This is a genomic window from Hydrogenimonas cancrithermarum (assembly GCF_030296055.1).
Lineage (GTDB): Bacteria > Campylobacterota > Campylobacteria > Campylobacterales > Hydrogenimonadaceae > Hydrogenimonas > Hydrogenimonas cancrithermarum.
On the sequence record NZ_AP027370.1, the window covers coordinates 1,190,985 to 1,214,098 of the forward strand.

Sequence of the window (23,114 nt, forward strand, 5' to 3'; positions counted from 1 at the left end):
ATCAAAGCAAATCCCTGATGCCGATGGCATACCAGACAATGACGAGATTGAGCAGAAAGATCAACATCGAACTGCCGCGCGAAACGATGTTCTGGAGTGTTGTCCGCTCGACATTATGCGTTTTGAAGGCAATCGCCATATGGATGATCGTCAGACACGTCAAGACGCCGACGATCATCAGTTTCACACCCATCAGCCTGGCCAGGTCCGAATCGGAAGCATGGGACATTACGTCATCGATACCGAAATGAAAAAACATCGTCAGCCCCGTTGCCCAGAGCAGCACGAGCCAAAAGGTTTCGAAATAACCGTAGATAGGGCCAAGATGGGCATATACGTTTTTCTGTGCCTGCTTGTCCCTCAGCAGGATACCGAGCGCAAAGAGCAGCAGCGAGCCGCCAACCCATGCCGTCGCAGAGAGGATATGGACATACAAAACCGCTTTAATCAATAGAGCCGCCTTTTCGGGTTGTTCATGATATCTTCTGGTTTGATACCGGTCCATTCACGTATTTTTTCCCGATCTTCGGGTGAAAGTTTTGCCTGAGGATGTGCCTGCACATACATACCCAGGGGCATCGCGAGACCGATAGCTGTGAAGATCATCTCTTTCAACTTCTTTTTCTTCGCTTCGTCGTAGCTCTCCCACTCACTGAAGTTGAGCCACTGCCGCCCCACTCTTACATCACGTGCGATGAACCATTTCATCGGTGCGATGTTGCTGTACCAGGGCCAGCGGGTTTTGTTGGAGTGGCAATCGTAGCACGACCGTTCGAAAATTTCCTTGACTTCGGTCGGGGCTTTGATTTCCAATGCCGGATCGCTTTTCGGATTGCTTCGTTCGACCGGAATCAGCTGAATCATGGAAAATCCGATCAAAAATATCAGTCCGAGCATTTTTCCTGCAGACATTTCTCTCCCTTTTATCTCTTTTTATAGGTGCTATTGTAATGAAAACCATAAAATTTTGTGAACAAAATTAAAATTTGTCTCCAACTTTTAGTTAGACCTAAATTTCCGCTCCGTGAATACCTTGAAGTCCTGTGTACAGCATTTACCCTGTGGATTGCGAAGCGAACAGTTGCATCCGGCGGTTTTCGTCTTTGCATTGCGTGCCTCGAACGAGTCGGGCGTGATATTGCCTTTCGTATAGCCGAAACAGTAACAGATACAGGCATCTTCGGAACTGTAGCTTTTGACTCCGATTTCACGTATCATCTCGTCGTGTAGAAACTCATTTTCAAGACTGAAATAGACCACTTCACACTCGGGCGTTCTACAGAAGAAGTACTCCGCGTCATCGAGTTTTGAAAGATCCTTCACATGAACGGCCATCGTCTCTTTTTTAACGCCGCTCCCTTTCCCTTTACACCGGGGGCATATCCCCGGGGCTTTGAAAACAAACATCGCTATAACTTCCTTTCACATAGCTGCACAACCGGACATTCGCTGCAGATCGGTTTTACTGGTCTGCATAGTACCTGCCCGAAACTCACAAGCAGCTTATTCAACCCCTTCTGTTCAGCCGGAGTGAGTTTTTCTTTGAGTATTTTGAGACTCTCTTCCGGTGTTTTCGTGCTGACGAACCCCCACCGGTTCAGAATGCGGTGAACATGGATGTCCACCGCCACGGTTTCCACTCCGAAAGCCGATTCGAGGATGATGTTGGCAGCCTTCGGGCCGATTCCCTTGATTCCCAGCAGTTCCGCCTCGCTTCGGGGTACCTCTCCTTTGAATCGTTCCAAAACGGTATGCGAAATATCCAGAATCGTCTGGGCCTTTTTACGATAGAACCCGACAGGATAGATCACTTTTTCGATCTCTTGCCGGCTCAATTTCACCATCTTTTCAGGCGTGTCGGCCAGCGCGAAGAGCTTCTTGTCCGCAGCCAGCGTCACCTCGTCTTTGGTCCGAAAACTGAGAACAACAGAGATCATGATCGTATAGGGCGTTCGTCTGTATCCTCTCTCGAACCGTTTGGCGGGGGCATCCCAATCTTCATAGGCTTCCTCGAGAAGCTTTACCGCTTTAGCAAAATTTATCTTATTCATAAACGCATTATAATTCAGCTTTAATAAATATTCTTGTAACATTGGAGCAAACGGGGAGAGATTTCTATCGAAAAGGGAATATTATGGTAAAAAAAACGGTACTGGTTCTGGCAGTCGGGAGTCTGCTCTTTACGGGGTGTGCACAGAAAAACCTTGAAGGTACGGCCATATCGGGAAGCGGAACGGAAATGATGATCGAAAAGCGGTTGGAGCACCGTGTCGATGCGGAAAAACTCAAAAATGCCATCGTCAAAGCGGCCAAAAGTATCGGTTGGATGACGACACCGCTGGGTGAACGCAAAATCATCGCCGAAAAGTATTTCAGTGAAACCAAAAACATCGCTGCGGAGATCAGTCTCGGTGCCGAAGGCTACACGATCGAATACAGCAGCGGACAGAATGTTGAAAGCGAAGCGGCGGACCTTCTCGAAGATCTCGAAAATGCAATCGAGAAGGAACTGAAAAAAGAGAGTGAACACGGCCACTGAGAAAATCTCAGTACACCTTTTGATACTCTTCATGGTTGACCGCGACCTTGTAGGTCGGGTCGTCCTCTTCATAGGTACAGTATTTGCCCGCACGCTTGAGCAGCTTCTTGCAATCGTCACTCAGATGGCGGATCGTAAGCTTCTTGCCTGCTTCCTCGTAGCGGCGTGTAATCTTGTCGATCGCCTCGACACCACTTGAGTCCATGACGCGGGCGCGCTTGAAATCCATCACCACTTCATCGGGATCGTTTGCTACATCGAACTGATCCAAAAAACCCTGAACCGAACCGAAAAAGAGCGGACCGTCGAATTCGTAGATTTTGCGCCGTCCCTCGACATAGGTACGCGTATAGACACGCGCATGCTGCCATGCAAAGACGAGCGCCGAAATGATGACACCGATGATGACGGCCATCGCCAGATCGGTGAAGATCGTGACGATCGTGACGGTGGCGAGAATAAAAGCGTCGGTTTTCGGCATCCGGCGCAACCGGTCGATACTCGCCCACTCGAAGGTCTCCACACTCACCATAAACATGATCCCTACGAGTACGGCGATCGGAATCTGCCCGATATAATCGCTCAGCGCCACGACAAAGAGAATGAGTAAAACCGCCGCCGTCACCCCGGAAAGGCGCCCACGTCCGCCGGAAGTGAAGTTGATGATACTCTGTCCGATCATCGCACAGCCCGCCATACCGCCGAAGAGACCGCAGGTTGCGTTGCCTGCACCAAGTGCCACTGCCTCTTTGTTCGCGTTGCCTTTCTCACCGCTCATCTCATCAAGTACCGAAAGGGTCAACAGCGACTCGATCAGGCCGACAGCCGCCATGACCGCCGCATAGGGGAGCACAATCTTGAAGGTTTCGAAACCGAGCGGAACCTCCGGCCAGTGAAAACTCGGAAGGTCCCCTGCAATGCTTCCAAGGTCGGCCACACGTTTGGTATCGAGGTCGAAGATAACGGTGATGAGGCTCAAGACGATGATCGCCACCAAACCCGCCGGGACCGCTTTCGTGATTTTGGGCAAGAAAACCATCGTCGCCATCGTCGCGAAGACGAGGATATACATCACCGGCCCTTCCCCTTCGAACATCGGCAGCTGCGCCAATGCAATGACGATCGCCAGGCCATTGACGAACCCGAGAATCGCCGGCTGCGGTACGAGCCGGATAAATTTGGCCAGCTTCATCAGCCCGAACGCCACCTGGATAAGCCCCGTCAGAATCGTCGCGAAAAAAAGGTACTCCACGCCGTGTGACGCCACCAGTGCGACCATAACGACGGCGACACTACCTGTCGCACCGCTGATCATCCCCGGTTTTCCGCCAACAAGCGCGGTAATGAGTCCCAACAAAAAGGCCGTATAGAGCCCGACAAGCGGAGATACGCCTGCAATCAGCGAAAAAGCGATCGCTTCGGGAACCAGCGCAATCGCAACGACAGCACCCGAAAGAACGTCGTTTTTGACACTGTGGCCCGAATAGGCTTTGAGTAGTTGTGCGAACATGGAAAACCTTTAATGAGTCGTCAGCCGCAACTTTTTCCGAAAGATTCTTGCGACCTGGGGTATGCCGGTGCCGTGCTTGCGACTTGTGGCTAAAATAGGCGCGATTATAGGCTAAATGCTCTTAAAAAGGCTTAAGCTGATTAATGTATAATTATACCTCTCCAAAGGCTCCGGAATCATTATACTTTATAATTCAGCAAATCTTAAACAAACTTGATTTATCATGCAGTAAGTTAATTAAGACAAAAATTGTCCTAATTAGAATTTAGGAGTTTTTATTATGATGAAAGTCTATCTCGACAACAATGCGACCACAATGGTCGATCCCGAAGTCAAAGCTGCGATGGATCCCTACTTTACGGAGATCTATGGCAACCCGAACTCGCTGCACGATTTCGGAACCGCGTGCCATCCGGCATTGCGAAAAGCGATGGATCATATGTACGAGGCACTCGGCGCACGCGACGAGGATGACATCGTCGTCACCTCCTGTGCAACCGAGTCGAACAACTGGGTCCTCAAAGGCATCTATTTCGACCTGATCAAAAATGGCGAAAAAGATCACATCATCACGACGGAAGTCGAGCACCCTTCCATCACTGCGGTCTGCCGATGGCTCGAAGAGCAGGGTGTGCATGTAACCTATCTGCCGGTCAATCAGGACGGTATCGTCGAAGCGCATACGGTTCGTGACTTCATTACCGACAAAACGGCACTCGTGTCCATCATGTGGGCGAACAACGAAACGGGAGCGATCTTTCCGATCGAGCAGATTGCCGAGGTCTGCAAAGAAAAAGGTGTCCTGTTCCACACGGACGGTGTGCAGGCAGTTGGAAAGATTCCCGTCGACGTCATCAAAGCGGGCGTTGACTTCATGAGCTTTTCGGCCCACAAATTTCACGGACCTAAAGGAGTCGGCGGCCTCTACATCCGAAACGGGCATCCGCTGACATCGCTGCTGCATGGGGGAGAACATATGGGCGGACGCCGCTCTGGAACGCTCAACGTTCCGGGAATCGTCGGCATGGGAAAAGCGATGGAGCTTGCGACCTACTACCTCAAATTTGAAGAGGAAAATGTCCGCCGACTGCGCGACAAACTCGAGGATGCGATTCTGGAGCTTCCGGACATCTACAGTGTCGGGCCGCGTGAAAACCGAACACCGAATACGATTCTCGTCTCCGTTCGCGGCGTCGAGGGCGAAGCGATGCTTTGGGACCTCAACCGTGCCGGTATCGCGGCGAGCACCGGAAGCGCGTGTGCGAGCGAAGACCTGGAGGCGAACCCGATCATGACGGCCGTAGGCGCCGACAGTGAGCTGGCCCATACCGCCGTCCGTCTGAGTCTCAGCCGATTTACGACGGAAGACGAGGTAGACTATACGATAGAACAATTCAAAAAGGCGGTCGAACGACTTCGATCGATTTCGAGTTCGTACGCCTATATGCCCGAAAGCATGAAAGATAAGCAAGGAGAAGGAGCGACACATGGCTAAGCAAGATTTGATAGGCGGTAGCATCTGGGAAGAGTACAGCCAAAAAGTACAGGATTTGATGAACAACCCCAAAAACCAGGGGGAACTGACCGAAGAGGATGCCAAGCGTCTCGGCGGCGAACTGATCGTCGCCGACTTCGGAGCAGAAAGCTGCGGCGATGCCGTACGCCTCTACTGGATCGTCGACCCGAAAACCGACAAAATCCTCGAGGCGAAATTCAAGAGTTTCGGTTGCGGTACCGCGATCGCGAGTTCCGACACGATGGTCGAGCTCTGCAAGGGCAAGACAGTCGACGAAGCGGTGAAGATCACCAACATCGACGTCGAGAAAGCGATGCGCGACACACCTGAAACACCGGCCGTTCCACCGCAGAAGATGCACTGTTCGGTTATGGCGTACGACGTCATCAAAAAAGCGGCGTCACTCTACAAGGGTGTCGACATGGAGAGTTTCGAAGACGAAATCATCGTCTGCGAATGTGCACGCGTCAGCCTGCAGACACTCAAAGAAGTGATCAGACTCAACGACCTCAAAACCGTCGAAGAGATCACCGACTATACCAAAGCGGGTGCATTTTGTAAAAGCTGTATCAAACCGGGCGGCCACGAAGAGCGCGAATACTACCTCGTCGACATTCTGGCCGAGACCCGCAAAGAGATGGAAGAAGAGAAGCTCAAAGCGACAGCCGACAAACAGGCCAGCGGCGAAGAGATCTCATTTAACGATATGACGCTCGTTCAAAAGATCAAAGCGATCGACAGCGTCATCGACGAGAGTGTCCGCCAGTACCTCATCATGGACGGCGGAAACATGGAAGTTCTGGACGTCAAACAAAACGGCCAGTACACCGATGTCTACATCCGCTATCTGGGTGCATGTTCCGGATGTGCCAGTTCGACAACGGGCACCCTCTATGCGATCGAGTCGGTCCTGAAAGAGAAACTCGACCCGAACATTCGCGTTCTGCCGATCTAACAAACCTTCCGAAGGTGGAGTTTTTCTCCGCCTTCGGCCCCTCTTTTTCCACTATAATACTCCAGATGGAATACCCACGCTTTTTACCGACATCACAAATCTCGCCTTCAGGCGAAATTTCAGTGAAAGGAATTGCTTCGTGGACACTTGTCTCCGTGAAGAGAGGAGAGACCAAACAATGAAAAAGAATATAGGAATTTTTTTGCTATTCGCCAGCATGGCGCTTTTCTACTGGGGCTATCACGAGTCGCAGCTTGTCAGCGAACCCGTTGCCGGTCTTTTTCAAAAGGACAACGGGACACGACATATTCTCTACATCAACATGCTTGCCATAGCTGTTCTGCTGGTAGGGGGCTACCTGTCGATGGATGAATACAGGTAAACCGTTTCACCCCTGATAAAAGTTGAGTACCATCTTCTGCATGATCGTGATGAGACGGGTCTGCTGCAAGGCGATGTAGCTCTCGATCTTCTGTTTGAAAAAGTGGTTGGGATAGATCGAAAAGATGAGCTGGCCATCTTTTTTCGCCCGAAGGAGCGCCGAAATACGGATATGCGTTTTTCGTTTTTCGCGTTCGGGTAGATCGAACGACAGAACGACATGCCGGTTCTCCTCCTCAAAACATAGCTTTGCCAGATTCTCATCCTCCAGCTTGACCGCGACGGAGTTGACCGCCAGAGAGTGGACGGTTCCGATAAGCTCCTCCCCGTTGGCGCACTCGATCGAGACCTCGATCCGCTCATCGGGCGTCACGCGGATGTTTTCGCGGTCCACAGGCGATTTATCGATAAATCTCAAATTGGTCAGCACGACCTCCGCACGATTGGGAACGGCATTGACGATATCGGCTTTGATCGTATCGGGCAGCAGCGGATGTTTTAGAAAGGTAAAGGGTTCACTCTTCAAAAAAGCGGCCCTGGCAAGCGACGTTTTGATTCGAAGCACCCCGTTTTGATAAGAGAGCACCTTCACCTCTTCGCTGAGCGGCATGCCATTGTAGAAGTTGTAGAGGGTTATGGCGTCATACTCGTCGAAAAAGTTGGCAAATATCTCCTCTTCCCCTCCTTCGGTGCAAAAATCATATTTCGCCGTTCCATAGCATATCTTGCCATTGCCGATCGCTTCGGCCCGGGAGAGATAACGCCGAAGACGTGCGATCAACGCGTCATAATCGTCCTGCTTGTCGATCATCGTCAACGCGCCGTAGGCGATCCCGACATCGAGCTCTTTTTTCAGCATCTCCTGCAGATTCTTTACCATCTGCACACACCGGTGCAGCTGCATATCTTTGATGAACGTCAACAGCGTTCCTTCGTCACAAAGCATAAGCGGTGCAAAGTCCGTCTGCTCCTGGAGTATCATAACGAGACTTTCGACCCTCTCATCCGAGAGTTCAGGCAGGGCCGGCGCCAAACACAAAAGTGCCATCGGAACGCCGCTTTTTTCGACGAATCTCAGATGGGATCCGATAATCCCCCGCTCCATAGCTTTTTGGTTTATGCGCGCCACCCGGTTCATATCGGTTTGACCACCACCATGATGACGATAACGATCATCAGTATGGTCGGGACCTCGTTGTAGGCACGGAAAAATTTTCCGCTTTTGGTGCATGTGCCTTCATGCAGACGCTTTTTGAGCCAACCGAGCGAAAAGTGGTAGGCCACCAGCAGCAGCGCCGCCGTCAACTTCACATGCAGCCACATCCCGGTTTGAAAAAGCTCCGGTGCCAGTGCGATCATCGCGCTTCCGCTAACAATCGTCGCCCACATCGCCGGAACGCCGATAAAGTGGTAGAGCTTGTTCTCCTGGATCTTCACCACTTCGATAAAGCCTCCGTTGTCGGCATGCTCCCGGTGGTAGACATAGAGCCGCGGCTGATAAAAGAGCATCGCCATCCAGCTGATGAAACTCATCACGTGAAATGCCAATATCCATGTATAGTATTCCATCTACTTTTCCCTTTCCAATATCTTCCCGAGAAGCCCGACAAACAGACGGATCATCAGCAGAAGCAAATAGACACCGGCCGTGATATAGATCGGATGCAGCACTCCCAGAGGGCTTCCCGACAACGCGCTCAGGTGCGCAACCGGATGGTCCATCCACTCCTTGAAGTGCATCCCGAGCGCGAGAAGTACAAACAGCCCAAAAAAGACAACAAGCTCTCTTTTCAACCGCTTCATTCACATCCCTTGGTCAATGATTTTTTATACGGTAGCATTTAGCGCGTTAGTTTCTCTTGAATCGATTAAAGTACTCTACCGCCATTTAGGATAGATGTGCATTTTGAGCGCATCTTTGAAGGGAACATCCGGCAGCCGGATGGCATCGTCTTCGATACGGCCTTTGAGAATATCCGGATGGCATGCGTCACAGCTGTACTTCGAATCGACCGCTTTCGATTTGAAAACTTTTGTGGGAATCTCTTTGTGCCGCTTTCTCCAATAGGGTGTCCGTACGATCGAAAGTACGTTTTCTCTGCCTTTTACCGAGGCGAGAACCTTGACGGCCGCTTCCCGTGTGGAGCGTTCGGCACTGTGCCGAAGAAGATAGGCACGGATCGTTTCGGCATCTTCGGTATCGAGATCGAGTTCCTCTCCATAGTGATCCTCCGGTGTATCCATAATGATTTTCCATGACTTTTCCGGAAGAAGGTAGGCAGGAAAGACGATATGGCAATCCCCGCACTCCAGCGCCAGTACAGGTTGCGCCTTTTCATAATCGATATCCGCAAAGCGGCTTTTCACCAATGCATTGTCAGGGGTATGAACGATATAGTAGTAGATCCATACCGAGCCGAAAAGAAAAAAGGCGGCAAAAAAATTCTGTTTCCAGTCGAGATGGACATCGATTCCCTCGGTATCGTACTTGTATCCCGTGAACATCGACCAGATGATCCCCGTATGGTGATAGAGTTGCTCGAAGACCACACCCCCGATATGAATCATCACGACCGCGAGCAGAAGGTAAGCCGAAAAGGTATGGATCAGGCCAATCTGATCCATATAACCGAAAAAGTAGGGGTTCAGAAACGATACGATGCCTCGCCCTTCCTGAATCCCATAGAGCAGAAGTCCGGTCATACCGAGAAGAAACCCCAATACCAGCATCACCATCGCACCCCAGCTCGAGGCAGGATTGTGTCCGGGTGTCTTCTCCTTCTGGCCGAAAAGATGGAGTATGTAGTTGACGAGATGATCGCCTTGGAAATCGAAACAGCGGAAGTTGGAATAGAGTGGACCTATGATGCCCCAGGAGAGCCGGAAAAGTGCCAGAAGTAGAAAGACCATGCCGAATGCCACATGCAGTGTCAAGAGGTTTTCGAACCAGACCAACACGAATGCGGCAAAGAAAGAGAGGGCATAGAGCCAGTGAAATGTACGGATACATAGCGGCCAGACATAAATCTTTCGTTTCAATCACCCTCCCTCGCCGATCTGGCAGATTGTGTAGATTATTCCAAATCCTCCGGTGCGGGGAACTCCACGACGATCGCTCCGCGCAAATCGCCGGAATGAAACCCGTACCCTCTGTCTTGCGGATATTTTTTTGCGAAATAGTTTACAATTTTGGGATCAATCGCCGCTTTGTCGCCATGGCACTTTTTACAGGCTCGGCTATTCATTATCAAAGGAGCATAAAGTTTGAAACTCCCGTCCTCTTTCGCTTGCACGACAGTTTTCGGCATGAACGCTCCGGCTTTCGCCATCATATCCAATGCCTTGAGCATCATCTCTTCATCCTTTTTCGGCGCATTTTTCGGATTTCTGTTGCCAAAACTGATGCGTTTGACATGCAGATCGATTCCATATTTTTCCCCAATGGCTTCAATATCTTTAAAAGAGTTTTCGGCACAATATTCGGCCATCGCTTCGAGCCCGCCGCTCTTTTTAGCCTTTTTCAATTTGCGTTTCATCGTCTTTTTGATCTCTTTGACAATTTTCCCGCCAATCTTCTCGACATCCTTCAGCGAATACTCCGTCGCGCCGGCGATACCGACAATCAACACCGAAAAAAGCAACAGCCGTAATAATCCTCTCATTCCTACTCCTTCAGGCCGACCCACCCCAACAGGAGCCGATCGGCGATATTCATTAATGGTGTTCCGGCATGCTGTCCAGATCGAAAAGTTTCGTGCCCAGGAAATAGAGAATCAGACACAGACCGATCCCTCCGAATCCGATCATCATCTCGGTCAATGACGGAAAATAGTCGACAAAGGAGGGCGGCAGTTGATACTCTCTGATTTTCAGCGTCTGCATCGGAAAGAGCTGCGCATCGTGCACCAGGTCGTAACGCATATAGAAGATCCCGATCATTCCGATGAACGATGCCCAGACCATGCTTTTGATCGCCGTACCCTTGCTCTTGAGAATGACCAGAAAAGGTATCACCATACCACACAGAACCTCTCCGAGCCAGAACGATTTGGTATGCAGAATATGCATGATGGTATCGGCACGCTCAGGCATTCCACCATAGACTCCAGTCAACATTTTCCATGTTTCGAAAAACATCAAAATTGCGAGTAGCAACCCCTGTATTTTAGCGAAATTCGTCAAAGCTTTCGCTACATCTTCAGGGAACGGTTGCCCGCGATATTTGTATCCGTACATCAAAAAGATCAGATAGATACCGGTGATGAACGCCGTCAAAATGAAATAGGTCGGATAGAAAACACCGTTCGCGACAACACGCGCATTCAGGAAACCGAAAACACCTCCGAGGTTGGAGTGTGCCGCAAGACCGACCAGCAGCCCGATCAAACCAAAGATTTTCGCACGCTTCATATCGTTGCGCATCAGGAAGACAAACTCGATGACCATGAAAGTGAGGTAGATACCGTAGAGTGTACCCATCCACCAGATGGCCGATGTAAGGCCCGGACTGATCACATTGTAGATCATCATTCTGACCGGATGCCCGATCTCGAACGCGATGACGGCAAAGCCGGAAAGGATCGTGATGATCGATCCGAAAATCGCACGTTTGCTGACGGCCATATAATCTTTGAAACCGAAAACGTCACCGAACGATCCGACGATACAGAGCCCCGTACTCGAAACGACGAAAAAGATATACATCGCGATCAGAAGCCCCCATGGATGCTCACGTGTAACACCATAGGCGTGATGTCCATGCACCAGATAGATCATGACACCGATCAGAAAGAGCGCCGTAAGCACAATGGCGACCAATGCCATAAATTTATTTTCAGGTACCAGCAGCTCTTTGAGAGACAATTTTCTATACGGAATAATTTTTTGCAAATCCATTATCCACCCCTTAAATCAAATAGAAGAGTTTGGGTTTGGTACCCAGATGGGTTTTGAGCGTAAAATGTTCTCGCTCCCTTAAAACCTGACTGATTTCGCTGTTCGGATCGTCAAGATCACCGAAAATACGTACTTTTGTCGGACAGGTTGCCTGACATGCCGTCGTTACCTCTCCGCGAGCCAAACGCGTATCCGAGCAGAAGTTACATTTGTCGACCGTAACAGTACGGTCGTCGACATAGCGTGCATCGTACGGACAGGCATTCATGCAGTAGCTGCAGAGAATACATTTATCACTGTCGACCCGGACAACACCGTTTTCATCGTAGTAGGTCGCATGCGTTGGGCATACCTCTTCACACGGAGCATTGTCACAATGCTGGCATTGGCTCGGCATGAATGTATTGGAAGCGATGCTCAGCAGAGGAAACTCCCCTTCGATCTCCTTGACACCAACCCAGATGCGGTGTTTATCCGCTCCGAGCAACACACCGTTCTCCTCCTTGCATGCCACTTCGCACGCCTTGCAGTTGATGCAGTTTTTGTAATCCAGGGCCATTCCATATCGTGCCATTTCTTACACCTTTCTTATTTCAACATTGGTTTCATGCATTGCCGCACCGCCATACACCGGTTCTACGGCATCTTCAATCACGGCATTGTCGTTACCGCCACTGCGATACGCCCAGGTCAGAGCCTCCGACTCTTCACCGAAGCCGTGAATGAAAAAGACCTGATCGGGTGCGATCTTCTCCGTCGGATACGCTTTGATGCGCGTTTTTCCGGCACGACTGGAGACTTCGATCAGATCGCCGAACCTGATCCCCATCTTTTTCGCGACACGTTTGTTGATCCAGATGTAGTTTTCATGGATCAGGTCGTGCAGCATCGCATTGTTGGCCGTACCGCTCTGCGTGAACTGTGCATGACGCCCCGTCAGCATCCTGAATTTTCCTTCCGGGACGGTGTATTCGTACTCTTTGCGCCAGGTCGGCATCGGGTCGACACCCTTCTTGGCTATACTTCTGAGATTGCACTCCACCTTTCCTGAAGGCGTTTTCGGTGCACCGCCCTGAACGGAGTAGGCTTTTTTCTCCTCCGGGTAGTAGACATGTTCATTGACCGAAACCTGCTTGAAATACTCTTCGATTTTCGGGTAGAAGACACCGTGCTCTTTCAACGCTTCGTAGGCGCCGGGATAGCCGGAGACCGCATGCTCGTTCAACTCTTCCTGGCTCTGCTTGAACGGAATCGTCAAGTCGTACTCTTTGTAGACATCCTCTTCTCCCCTATCGGCAATCTCGTCCTGCACATCCTCATCATACTTTTTCGTAATTTCGAAGAGCGGTTTGGAGATCTTTTCAGTCAATCCTCTCAAAATCTCGATGACCGGCTTGGTTTCGAACATCGGATCGATCACTTTGTTTCGCACAGCGATCGCCGGTTCGGCACCACCGAACGTTTTGACAGGATCGGTTCGCTCGAGATAGGTGCACTCCGGCAGTACGACATCGGCGTACATCACAGTATCGCTCGGCATCGTATCGATCGTAACGATTAGATCGAGCCCTTTGAGGAATTTGGCGGTCTTCGCGGTATTGGGCATATTCATCATCGGATTGTGTTTGTAGACGAACAACCCTCTGACGGGATAGAGGCTTCTGCCCTCCAACACCCTGTTTCTGAAAGGAACCCATCCGCCGCCGCCGGAGACGATGGCGCAGTCGGCATATCCCGGTTTGCCTTTGGTACGGTCGACATCCACGCCCTCTGCCTGTGCGTACATCGGTGCGACCGTTTCATGCCCTTTGAGAGGAAGTTTCTTTCCGAAAATCAGTCCCCCTTTCGTATCGATACCGCCACCGAGTGCCTGGAAAATCGCCATGGCACGTCGAAGCTGGAAGTCATTTTTCGCAAAGGTACTTCGCCGTCCCGGATAATAGACCGCTTTTGGTGCATACGCCATGAAGTCACGTGCGATTTCATAGATATCTTTGGCGGCAATTCCCGTAATCTTCTCTGCCCATTCCGGCGTATATCCTTCGGCATAGATATGGTTTTTGTAAACATCGAAAGATTTGAAATATTTTTCGACATACGCTTTGTCGTAGAGTTCTTCGTTCAAAACGACATAGGTAAGCGCGAGAACGAACGCCAAGTCTGTACCCGGTTTGATTGGAAGCCACTTGTCCGCTTTCGCCGCAGTATTGGTGAATCGCGGATCGATGCAAATCAGTTTGGCACCGCGTCCCTTCGTCCGCTTGAAGAAATCCATCGTGTCGGGTGTAACGATCGCTTCGGCACGGTTGGCTCCCGCCATGATGATATACTCCGCATTCTCGAGATCCGCCTGAGGGTACGTTCCCAGTGTGACGCCATAGCCTGAAACCACGGTCCTGAGACAGAGCGAGGCATGATTGAGCCAGTTGGAGGAGCCGAAACCTGTATAGAAGTTTTTAAAGGTATGTTCCGCCATACCTTCACCGGCACAGAAGACAAATGTCGAACGGTTGTCCTTCTCTTCCTCCAAAATCTGCTTCATCCCTTTGAACTTGTCGGTACCATTCCAAATCGCATCGTACGCTTCATCCCACGTCACGCGTTTGAATTTTCCCTCTCCTTTTTCGCCGATACGGATCATCGGGTACTTCAGCCTATCAGGGTCATAAAGTGCCTGGATACCGGCATTCCCGCGTGGACAGAGCATATTGCGCGACTTCGGGAACATCGGATTGGGGTTCAATTTTGTGACAACACCGTCTTCGACACGTGCAATCGCCGCACATTTGTTGACACACATTTCGCACAGGGTCGGAACGAGCACAGCCTTGCCCGTTCCTGTCTTCGTTGTAATAGAGAGCTCACCCTTCTCTTTCTCGTTGGAAAAAAGGTTGCTCGGCGCCATCGACATCCCGCCCAGTACGGTCATGGCGACGCTTCCTTGCAGAAAGCGTCTTCTGGAAACTTCGACCGCCATATCTCCTCCTTTTTAATAATTAAATAATAAATAAGATATATTTAATCTTATTTATAATCTCAACTTAAATTTTAGTACAAATAAGCTTATACTATTCTTCTTATAACTTTTATCAAAAAAATTGATTATATAGAAAATTATTCAAAAGAATTCTTGATCAAAAGAATGACAGTTTTCAAAATTATTTATGAATAAACCGATATCAACGAAACATCATCGCTTTAAACTCGAAAAGAAACCGTTGGCGACGAGGCGAATCTTCGCGAAGACGGGCCACTTGTCGTACATGCATGCACTCTCTATCAGAACATCACGTCAAGAATGTGCGAATGAGGATGATTTTTAGTAAATGGTATGTATTCCGCTACGACGTCCGGATACTCTCAAAACTACCGGTAGTATCCACCGCATAACATAAAACATAAATAAAAATAAACGCGGCAGTTCATCAGGACTGCCGCTGGTTGAGGGAAAATCGTTATTTCGCGTGGGGATTGAAAGAGTAGTAGAGATATTTTGCCATGGACTGAGGATCGACTTTGATACCCTTCTTTCTTTCGAGTACTTTTAAGTTATGGGCCATTGCTTCATGCTGGGTGCCCTCAAAACTTTTCTCTTCGACATCCATCAAATCGTCGAAGAGTTCATTGATATCCTTGTCGTTGAGTGCCGGTCCTTTTTTTGCCGGATTTCCCTCTCCGTTTGAACCATGGCATTTTTTACAGAATTTCGCATAGATCTGTGCATTACTCATCTCGGCTGCCATCGCGCCGGCACTCAGTGCCGTCAAACATGCAACCGCTCCAACTATTTTACTGATTCGCATCTTTTCTCCTTCTTCGGAAATATTTTTCATTTTAACGTTCAATCGTGTAATCATCGTGAATGATGTTCTCTTACATCAAGCCCCGCATCATCAGATTCCAATACATCGGCTTGAGCATATAGAGGTCGAAAGCCCACCAAATCCATCGCGGTTCGCTCGGGTCGAGAGGGAAAGAGGGAGCAGGACCGTCATAGTTGAACTCCGCCAGCATGATTTTGCCATACTGTGTCTTGAGAGGGCAGACGGTATATCCATCAAATTTGGCAGTCGGTTCTTTGCCCTCCATCACGGCGATCAGGTTGTCTTGCAGAACCGGTCCATGGTGACGAGCCGATCCACCCGTTTTTCCGAGAGGAATTCCCAGAATATCTCCGATTCCGAAAACATTTTTGTATTTGATGTGCTGGAGCGTGTAGCGGTCCGCCGCCATCCATCCTTTTGCCGTTCCCTTCTGCCATCCGATCGGAGAATTCGCGACGGCGTCCACCGCTTTCATCGGAGGAACGATATGGATAAAGTCATATTTCATCTGCACTTTTTTGACCATCGGGATAACCTCGAACTCTTCGAGGTCCTCGTCCCACTCCCCTTTTTCGAGATAGTGGTAATTGTATGTCGCCATCTTTTTATCTGCGTCGATTCCGATCAGGTCGTAGCCGAATGCATCTTCGATGTTGCCGTAATCGACGGTGAGTTTCAGAAGTGTCTGGTTGTAGGATTTGATACCGAAAAGCTTTCCACCCTTTTTCGTAAAGGTGAATTTCGCATTGTCGTGGATATCCTTTCCTCCGAGCGGGCTGTTGCCGCGAAGCATATCGTCACACAGATAGAGGATCTTCTGGGGTGCACCACCACACTTGATCGGCGTACTCGGCTGCGTACAGATGATCTGCAGCGGGTTGCCCGAATCTCTCTTTTCGGCCGCAGCGCGTACCTGCTTGAACCACTCCCATGTTGCGGTACCCCCTTTTGCCGTTCCGGCTTTCGGATCATTGAGGTAGACACTCGAAATCCCTTTCTGGCCGACGAGCTCGGGAGACATTCCCTCGATACGCTCGTAATCGTACTGCAGGCCCGTCGCGACCACGAGAAAATCGTAGTTTATTTTTCCGTTTTTCGCCGTTTCGACCAGATTGCTGTCAGGATCGAACGTTTTGACTTCGTCTTTGACCCATTTCACACCATCGGGCATCAGATCGCTGTTGGGCTTCTTGATATCCTCTTCCGTATAGAGGCCGGCCGCCATGAAGACCTGGCCCGGCTGGTAGAGATGAACGTCGTTCGGAGCGATCAGAACGATCTCGGCATTGGGAGCCGCTTTTCTCAGACGTGCCGCCGCCATGATACCGCCGGCTCCGCCACCGACGATAACGATTTTGGCCTTCTTGTCGCTGGAAGCCATCGCCGCCGTCGCCGCACTCGCGGAAGTGGGTGCCGTTCCCATCATAGTCGCCGCACCGCCGAGTCCCATCAGTTTTAGAGCGTCACGCCGGCTCATGCCATCTTTTTTCATGAGTTCCTCGATAACCTCTTGGCTATGTTTTAACATTTTTTTATCCATACCATAACTCCTGTTTTTGTAACGAATGTTAATATTATATTCATACTAGGTAAAAATTATCTTATTTCTTCATCAATGTATTTTATCGATGAGCATCTGAACCGACCGTTTGTTGTTGAATTCATTGATCTGCAAAGAGCCCGTAACTGCGACTTTCTGACCGATTTCGACCATTTTTTCGTATCCAAATTGAATCGCCTGGAGCTTTCTATCCGAACTTCCGAGAATCAGTTTCAGATGATTTTTTTCTGCACCGATCACTCTTGCATCAATTATACTGATATCTTTAATAAGAAATCTTGGCTTGATATTGGCCTCACCATAAGGCTCGAATCTGGAGAGAATCTCCATCAACTCCCAATCCACTTCGGTGATGGGGAGTTCTCCCATCAGATGCTCTTTCGGAAAGAAGAGTTCCGGATCGAGCGCAGAAGCCGTTTTACACAATGCGGCACGGAAAGCATCCACCCTCTCGGCATCGAGCCTCAATCCGGCCGCCATTTTATGCCCTCCGAAACCATCGAGATATCCGCTGCAATCGTCGAGAAGGGAAAAAAGGTCGACCTCGCCGATACTTCTGCCGCTTCCTTTGGCCACACCATTCTCTATGGAAAGGACGATGGCCGGCTTTTTGAAACGATCCACCAGTCGGGATGCCACGATACCGACGACACCGTCGTGCCACCCCTCCCCTGCCACGACGATGACAGAATCGGACGGATTGGCCATGGCGAAAGCTGCTTCGGTCGTCTCCGTTTCGATTCGCCTTCGCATCTGGTTGAGATTGTCGAGCTCCATCCACTCCCTGCTCGCATCGCTGAGCGTTTTGGCTCTCAAAAACCTCAGCGCGATCGACGCATCCTCCATTCGTCCTGCACTATTGATGCGGGGAGCGATGCCATAACCGATATCTTCTGCACCGAAACGGCTCTTGCCAAGATAGGCGCGTACCGCTTCGAAAGCGGGGCGCTGCGATATCGAGAGCATCTCGATCCCCTTTTTCACGAGTGGCCGGTTGATCGATGTCAGCGGCATCACATCGGCGACGATCGCCAATGCGAGCAGATCGAGAAATCTCCCCATCCTAAGATCGAGGCCCAACCGCTGTTTCAGCGCACCGATCAGAAACCATGCCACCTGCGCCCCACAGATTTCGGGATAGGCGAAACTGCACTCCTCTTTTTTTGGATTGACGATGGCATAGGCATCGGGAAGCGTTTCGGAAGGGGTGTGGTGGTCCGTAATGATCAAATCGATACCGCGCCTTCTGCAAACCTCCGCCGCATCGATCGCGGTGATGCCGTTGTCGACAGTCATCACGACATCCGCATCGACCCTCTCCAGGATTTTCGGAGAAATGCCGTATCCGTCACGGAACCGGTTGGGGATAATCACTTCGACCGGATATCCGATGATTTCGAAAAACTCCTCCATCAGTGCCGAAGAGACGACACCGTCGACATCGTAGTCGCCAATGACGACGATGCGCTCTTTGCGTTCGATCGCCTTCACGATGCGTTCGGCGGCACGTTCCATGTCGTGAAGTTCGAAAGGGCTGGGGAGCTCTTTGAGGGTTTTGAAGCCATCATCGAATCGCGCCGCGAGAAGTGCGGCGATCTTCGCTTTTGTCAAACGCGGCAGATTACTCATTCTCGGCGTTTTTCGCCGTCAATGCCGCATTGGCAAATGCGAGGATGGAAGGGTTGGGATTTTGCAGGCGCGAAGTGAATTCGGGATGAAACTGCACACCCAGGAACCATGGATGCTCTTTCACTTCCACAGCCTCGATCAGGCCGTTGGATTCACCGGAAACGATCATGCCCGCATTTTCGAGTCGCTCGCGGTAAGCCGGGTTCGCTTCGTAGCGATGGCGGTGGCGCTCGTAGATGATCTTTTTGCCACCGTAAGCCTCAAAGAGTTTCGTCCCCTCCTTGATCTCGCATGGGTAGGCACCCAGACGCATCGTGCCACCAAGCGGGCTTTTGTGGGTACGCACCTGTTTCTCTCCGGACTGGTCGATGAATTCGTCGATCAGATAGATAACCGGCTCTTTGGTTTCGGGATCGAACTCGACCGAGTTGGCCTCTTCGATACCGAGGACGTTGCGTGCGTACTCGATAAGGCTGAGCTGCATGCCCAGACAGATTCCGAGATAGGGAATCTTGTTCTCCCTGGCATGGCGAATCGCCATTATCTTTCCTTCGACACCCCGAACACCGAAACCGCCGGCGACCAGAATGCCGTCCACTTCGCCGATCGTCTCCTCGATCCCCTTCTCCTCGACATCTTCACTGTCGACCCAGTGGATGTTGATTTTCGTATCGAGTGCCGCACCGGCATGGATCAGCGCTTCGGTCAAAGATTTATAAGACTCTTTGAGATTCAGATATTTGCCGACGAAAGCAATCGTGATCTCGTCACGCGGCGCGATGATACGCTTGACCAGAATGTCCCACTCTTCCATATTGGGTTCTTTGTCGGCCAGGTGGAAACGTTTGGTCAGCGGATGCATAATCCCGTCTTTGAGGAAGTTGAGCGGCACCTGATAGATCGTCGGCGCATCCATACACTCGATGACGCTGTCCATATCGACGTCGCAGCTCATCGCGATCTTGCGGCGAAGCTCTTTGGGCAGCGGTTTTTCACAGCGCGCGATGATCATATGCGGGGTGATACCGATACGGCGGAGCTCCTGCACACTGTGCTGGGTCGGCTTCGTTTTCAGTTCGCCCGCCGCTTTGATGTAAGGCACGAGCGTGACGTGGATGTTGATGACACGTTCACTACCGAGTTCATGCTTGATCTGACGGATCGTCTCGAGAAACGGCAGCCCCTCGATATCGCCGACCGTTCCGCCGAGCTCCACGATCAAGACGTCTTTGCCTTTTCCGGCATCGAAGATGCGCTGCTTCACTTCACCGACAATGTGCGGGACAACCTGGATCGTCTTGCCCAGATACTCCCCTTTGCGCTCCTTCGTCAAAACGGTATGATAGATCTGGCCGGTCGTGAAGTTGTTCTTTTTGCTCAGATCGACGTTCAAAAAGCGTTCGTAATGCCCCAGGTCGAGGTCTGTCTCCGCGCCGTCTGCGGTGACGAAAACCTCGCCGTGCTCAAGTGGGCTCATCGTGCCCGGGTCCATATTCAGATATGGATCCATCTTCAGAATGGAGACATCGAGTCCCGTCTGCTTCAGAAGCGTTCCCACGCTCGCTGCCGTGATCCCTTTTCCAAGAGAGCTGAGAACCCCACCGGTTACAAAGATATATTTGGTCATGTACGCCTCGCCATAAAGTAGTTGGGTTATTTTAACAAACCGCCACTAAGAGACGCCTTGCACAAAAAGCAGCCAGTAGACGCCAAGCCCCATCAGCGATGTAAGGGCCATGCCGACAAAAACCCACCGGCCGATACGTCTATGGGCAGCGAACATCGGCTGCCGCTGTCGAAACGTTTTGAGCGAACGGATCACCAAGTAACCCCACGCGACAACGGCAACCAGTGCAACGGTGACATGGACGACCATGTAAAGTGCCATGGCCGTTTCGGGTATCGATGTCCGGGCGATGTAGTATCGATATCCGCCATCGATGCGCACGCCCACTTCGAAAAAGAGCACCATCGCCATTGTCGCTGCGAACAGTGCTGTCTGCATATGGGCATGCAGACGCAACCGCCGTCGGACCGCAAGCATGACAGCACCGCCCATCAGCAACGGAAGCAGTGTAAAATAGAGTGTCGCCAAATCCATGTAAAACGGTGCAGCGGTACCGAAAAATCCCGTTTCGAACATCTCAACTCTTCGGCTGCGCGATGCCGAGCCGGCACCGCATCGCTTCGGCAACGAGCAGCCTCGCCATCTCCCTGCTTTCGACAAGGATATGGTCGATATTCAAATCACGAATCATCTCGGCTTCCTCTTCGCAGTGCACCTTGACAACGACATTTGCATGTGGCGCGACCTGCATCAGCGCTTCGCAGATAAGACGCAGATGCCGGATATGGTCGACGGCGACGATCACGGCGCTCGCACGTCCCACGTCGAAATGTTTGAGAACCTCTTCGTTCGCAGCATTGGCGAAGAAGATCGGTTCGCCCATCTTCCGTCCCCACTCCATTCTCTGAATGTCATGCTCGAGAATCAGGTAGGTCACCCCCTGGCGCTTCAGTTCCACCGCCACCTTCCGCCCCAACGGTCCGAACCCGCAGACGATGACATGGTCGGAAAATCCCGTCGATTCAACCTTGACGATCTCCGGTTCCGGTTCGGGGATGAACCTGTCCGCAATGTCACGGACACGGCTCAGAATGAAGACGGAGAGGATCATCGAAATCACGACGGCACTGAGCAGGATCTGCGTCTGTGTATTGCCGATGAGCCGATTCGCCTGCGCCAGGGCGAAGACCGCCAGGGCGAATTCGCCTACCTGTGCCAGTGCCAGCGCCGTTTTGAGCGCGACACGGGGGCGTGTGAAAAAGCGCATGAAAAGAAAAATGACCCCGAATTTCACGACCATGACGACAAGTGCCACCAGAAAAATTGTGACGATGCTGTGTGCGACCTCCTGCAGATCGATCTGCATACCGACCGTAACGAAAAAGAGTCCCAGAAGCAGATCACGAAACGGCACCAGTTCCGCTTCGATCTGGTACTTGTAGTGTGTCTCCGCCAGCATCATCCCCGCCAAAAAAGCGCCAAGCGAATAGGTGAACCCGAACAGATGTGCCAGCTCCGCCGATCCGACCACGAGAAAGAGTACCGTGCCCAGGAAAATTTCCGACGAATTGGCCCGCGTCACCCACCCGAGCAGCCATTCGATCATATACTTCCCGACCAGGTAGATGATGATCCCCACGACCACCGCATCGAGCAGGATGGTTTTGAGCATCGCGAAGATATCGCTGTTTTCGGAGGAGAAGATCGTCACCGTCAACAAGATCGGGATAACGGCCAGATCCTGAAAAATGAGAATCCCGACCGCTTTGCGGCCATACGGGGTCTGCACATCGCCGCTTTCGTTCAGTGCCTTCAGAACGATCGCCGTGGAAGAGAGCCCAAGCGCCAATCCCGTAATGATCGCACCCTCGGCAGCCATACCGAAAAGATGGGCCGCCAGCCCAAAGAGCAGAGCACTGAAACCCATCTGAAGCGAACCGTAGAGCATCACCTCTTTGCGCATCGCCACAAGCTGGCGGAACGAAAACTCCAGCCCGATCGTGAACATCAAAAAGACGATGCCGAATTCGGCGATCTCGCTAAGTTCATGATAATGGTCATGATGAAGAGCGAATACCGCAGAGATTGCGATACCCGTCGCGATATAGCCGATGACAGTGGGGATACCCACGCGTTTCAAAAGAGAGTTGATGGCCACCGAAAAAAAGATGCCCGCGAGAATGATCGGTAGATAGGTCACGACACGCCTTTTTGCTGAGGATATCACTCTTTTGATCGATTATATCAAAGGTGGCGCAAAAGGGTATGCAAAAGGTCGTTCAGTCCGCCGAAAACAAGCGGACCGAAAAAGAGGAGTCGAAAAAATTTTGGAGAACGGATCAGGCGTTTTTGAGTGCTTTCGCCCATGATTCCATCGCATTGTTCGCCTGCGGATTGGGCGCTTCCATGAAGATGACGACAAATTTGTCACCCATATCGCTGACGCCGATGGAACGCGGGCGCACAGCCATCACTTCCGGCGTCGGAAGCTCCTTGCCAAAGCAGAAGACAATGTTTTTCGCCCCTTTGATCTTTTCGTTGATCTCGCCTTCGGCCAAACCGCTGGTATGGGCATAGTGATCGAATGTCGCGATGTAAGCCGCAACCGGATGCTCCTCGATTTTCGCTTTGAAGTAGTCGATCACATCATCGACCGTTTTGCATGTCGTCTCCTCTTTGTCGATGATCAGTTCGAAAATCGGATACTTCTCTTTGAATACTTTCTGGGTCACTGGT

24 protein-coding genes are annotated in these 23,114 nt (G+C 51.0%); 4 read left to right on the forward strand and 20 right to left on the reverse strand.

Translation table 11 applies throughout. The features are described from left to right. Position 1: 1 nt before the first annotated feature. From QUD54_RS06105 to QUD54_RS06120, 4 genes are all read right to left on the reverse strand, one after another. On the reverse strand, positions 2–451 hold the full coding sequence (locus QUD54_RS06105) for a hypothetical protein (RefSeq protein WP_286335945.1): 450 nt from the start codon (positions 449–451) through the stop codon (positions 2–4). Beyond that, positions 448–912, reverse strand: coding sequence for a heme-binding domain-containing protein (locus QUD54_RS06110; RefSeq protein ID WP_286335946.1), 465 nt, complete (start codon positions 910–912; stop codon positions 448–450). The genes QUD54_RS06105 and QUD54_RS06110 overlap by 4 nt, the downstream gene beginning before the upstream one ends. An 87-nt stretch (positions 913–999) precedes the next feature. Then, entirely contained in the window at positions 1,000–1,407 is a 408-nt protein-coding gene (locus tag QUD54_RS06115) for a hypothetical protein (RefSeq protein WP_286335947.1), read from the reverse strand. Positions 1,408–1,409: 2 nt separating this feature from the next. Then, positions 1,410–2,051 (reverse strand): endonuclease III domain-containing protein, encoded by a 642-nt coding sequence (locus QUD54_RS06120; RefSeq protein ID WP_286335948.1) that lies wholly within the window; start codon positions 2,049–2,051, stop codon positions 1,410–1,412. 83 nt (positions 2,052–2,134) lie between these two features. Between QUD54_RS06120 and QUD54_RS06125 the strand changes: the two genes are divergently transcribed. After that, positions 2,135–2,539, forward strand: a complete 405-nt coding sequence (locus QUD54_RS06125; RefSeq protein ID WP_286335949.1) for a hypothetical protein — start codon at positions 2,135–2,137, stop codon at positions 2,537–2,539. A gap of 7 nt (positions 2,540–2,546) precedes the next feature. Here the strand turns inward: QUD54_RS06125 and QUD54_RS06130 are convergent, their stop codons facing one another. Next, entirely contained in the window at positions 2,547–4,049 is a 1,503-nt protein-coding gene (locus QUD54_RS06130; RefSeq protein ID WP_286335950.1) for a SulP family inorganic anion transporter, read from the reverse strand. A gap of 283 nt (positions 4,050–4,332) precedes the next feature. Here QUD54_RS06130 and QUD54_RS06135 point away from each other — a divergent pair, with 283 nt between their 5' ends. From QUD54_RS06135 to QUD54_RS06145, 3 genes are all read left to right on the forward strand, one after another. After that, on the forward strand, positions 4,333–5,544 hold the full coding sequence (locus QUD54_RS06135) for a NifS family cysteine desulfurase (RefSeq protein WP_406600588.1): 1,212 nt from the start codon (positions 4,333–4,335) through the stop codon (positions 5,542–5,544). Continuing rightward, positions 5,537–6,520, forward strand: a complete 984-nt coding sequence (locus QUD54_RS06140; RefSeq protein WP_286335952.1) for an iron-sulfur cluster assembly scaffold protein — start codon at positions 5,537–5,539, stop codon at positions 6,518–6,520. Before QUD54_RS06135 ends, QUD54_RS06140 begins: the two co-directional genes overlap by 8 nt. Before the next feature lie 178 nt (positions 6,521–6,698). Next, positions 6,699–6,902, forward strand: a complete 204-nt coding sequence (locus QUD54_RS06145; protein WP_286335953.1) for a DUF3185 family protein — start codon at positions 6,699–6,701, stop codon at positions 6,900–6,902. A gap of 6 nt (positions 6,903–6,908) precedes the next feature. Here QUD54_RS06145 and QUD54_RS06150 read toward each other — a convergent pair whose 3' ends face one another. The 15 genes from QUD54_RS06150 to QUD54_RS06220 form a co-directional block, all read right to left on the reverse strand. Beyond that, on the reverse strand, positions 6,909–8,006 hold the full coding sequence (locus tag QUD54_RS06150; protein WP_286335954.1) for a hypothetical protein: 1,098 nt from the start codon (positions 8,004–8,006) through the stop codon (positions 6,909–6,911). Positions 8,007–8,035: 29 nt separating this feature from the next. Next, entirely contained in the window at positions 8,036–8,470 is a 435-nt protein-coding gene (gene hemJ, locus QUD54_RS06155) for a protoporphyrinogen oxidase HemJ (RefSeq protein WP_286335955.1), read from the reverse strand. Next, on the reverse strand, positions 8,471–8,704 hold the full coding sequence (locus QUD54_RS06160) for a hypothetical protein (protein ID WP_286335956.1): 234 nt from the start codon (positions 8,702–8,704) through the stop codon (positions 8,471–8,473). A 75-nt stretch (positions 8,705–8,779) separates the two neighbouring features. Further along, positions 8,780–9,940 carry a cytochrome b/b6 domain-containing protein gene (locus QUD54_RS06165; protein WP_286335957.1) on the reverse strand — a complete coding sequence of 387 codons (1,161 nt, stop codon included), beginning with the start codon at positions 9,938–9,940 and terminating at the stop codon, positions 8,780–8,782. 35 nt (positions 9,941–9,975) lie between these two features. Continuing rightward, positions 9,976–10,563, reverse strand: coding sequence for a Tll0287-like domain-containing protein (locus tag QUD54_RS06170; RefSeq protein WP_286335958.1), 588 nt, complete (start codon positions 10,561–10,563; stop codon positions 9,976–9,978). Between the two features lie 52 nt (positions 10,564–10,615). Further along, positions 10,616–11,797 carry an NrfD/PsrC family molybdoenzyme membrane anchor subunit gene (nrfD, locus tag QUD54_RS06175; RefSeq protein ID WP_286335959.1) on the reverse strand — a complete coding sequence of 394 codons (1,182 nt, stop codon included), beginning with the start codon at positions 11,795–11,797 and terminating at the stop codon, positions 10,616–10,618. 10 nt (positions 11,798–11,807) lie between these two features. Then, a complete protein-coding gene (locus QUD54_RS06180; protein ID WP_286335960.1) occupies positions 11,808–12,371 on the reverse strand; it encodes a 4Fe-4S dicluster domain-containing protein in 564 nt (187 codons plus the stop codon). 3 nt (positions 12,372–12,374) lie between these two features. Continuing rightward, on the reverse strand, positions 12,375–14,774 hold the full coding sequence (locus tag QUD54_RS06185) for a molybdopterin-dependent oxidoreductase (protein ID WP_286335961.1): 2,400 nt from the start codon (positions 14,772–14,774) through the stop codon (positions 12,375–12,377). A 478-nt stretch (positions 14,775–15,252) separates the two neighbouring features. After that, complete coding sequence (locus QUD54_RS06190; protein ID WP_286335962.1) at positions 15,253–15,600, reverse strand: c-type cytochrome; 348 nt, start codon at positions 15,598–15,600, stop codon at positions 15,253–15,255. A 70-nt stretch (positions 15,601–15,670) separates the two neighbouring features. Further along, complete coding sequence (locus QUD54_RS06195; RefSeq protein WP_286335963.1) at positions 15,671–17,149, reverse strand: NAD(P)/FAD-dependent oxidoreductase; 1,479 nt, start codon at positions 17,147–17,149, stop codon at positions 15,671–15,673. 84 nt (positions 17,150–17,233) lie between these two features. Beyond that, a complete protein-coding gene (gene recJ / locus QUD54_RS06200) occupies positions 17,234–18,811 on the reverse strand; it encodes a single-stranded-DNA-specific exonuclease RecJ (RefSeq protein WP_286335964.1) in 1,578 nt (525 codons plus the stop codon). After that, the gene (gene pyrG / locus QUD54_RS06205) at positions 18,804–20,438 is read right to left on the reverse strand and encodes a glutamine hydrolyzing CTP synthase (RefSeq protein WP_286335965.1); all 1,635 of its coding nucleotides are present in this window, start codon (positions 20,436–20,438) and stop codon (positions 18,804–18,806) included. The genes recJ and pyrG overlap by 8 nt, the downstream gene beginning before the upstream one ends. 45 nt (positions 20,439–20,483) lie before the next feature. Next, positions 20,484–20,954, reverse strand: coding sequence for a DUF420 domain-containing protein (locus QUD54_RS06210; RefSeq protein ID WP_286335966.1), 471 nt, complete (start codon positions 20,952–20,954; stop codon positions 20,484–20,486). A 1-nt stretch (position 20,955) separates the two neighbouring features. After that, on the reverse strand, positions 20,956–22,578 hold the full coding sequence (locus QUD54_RS06215; RefSeq protein ID WP_286335967.1) for a cation:proton antiporter: 1,623 nt from the start codon (positions 22,576–22,578) through the stop codon (positions 20,956–20,958). 139 nt (positions 22,579–22,717) lie between these two features. After that, complete coding sequence (locus QUD54_RS06220; protein ID WP_286335968.1) at positions 22,718–23,110, reverse strand: DUF6858 family protein; 393 nt, start codon at positions 23,108–23,110, stop codon at positions 22,718–22,720. Positions 23,111–23,114 lie beyond the last annotated feature (4 nt).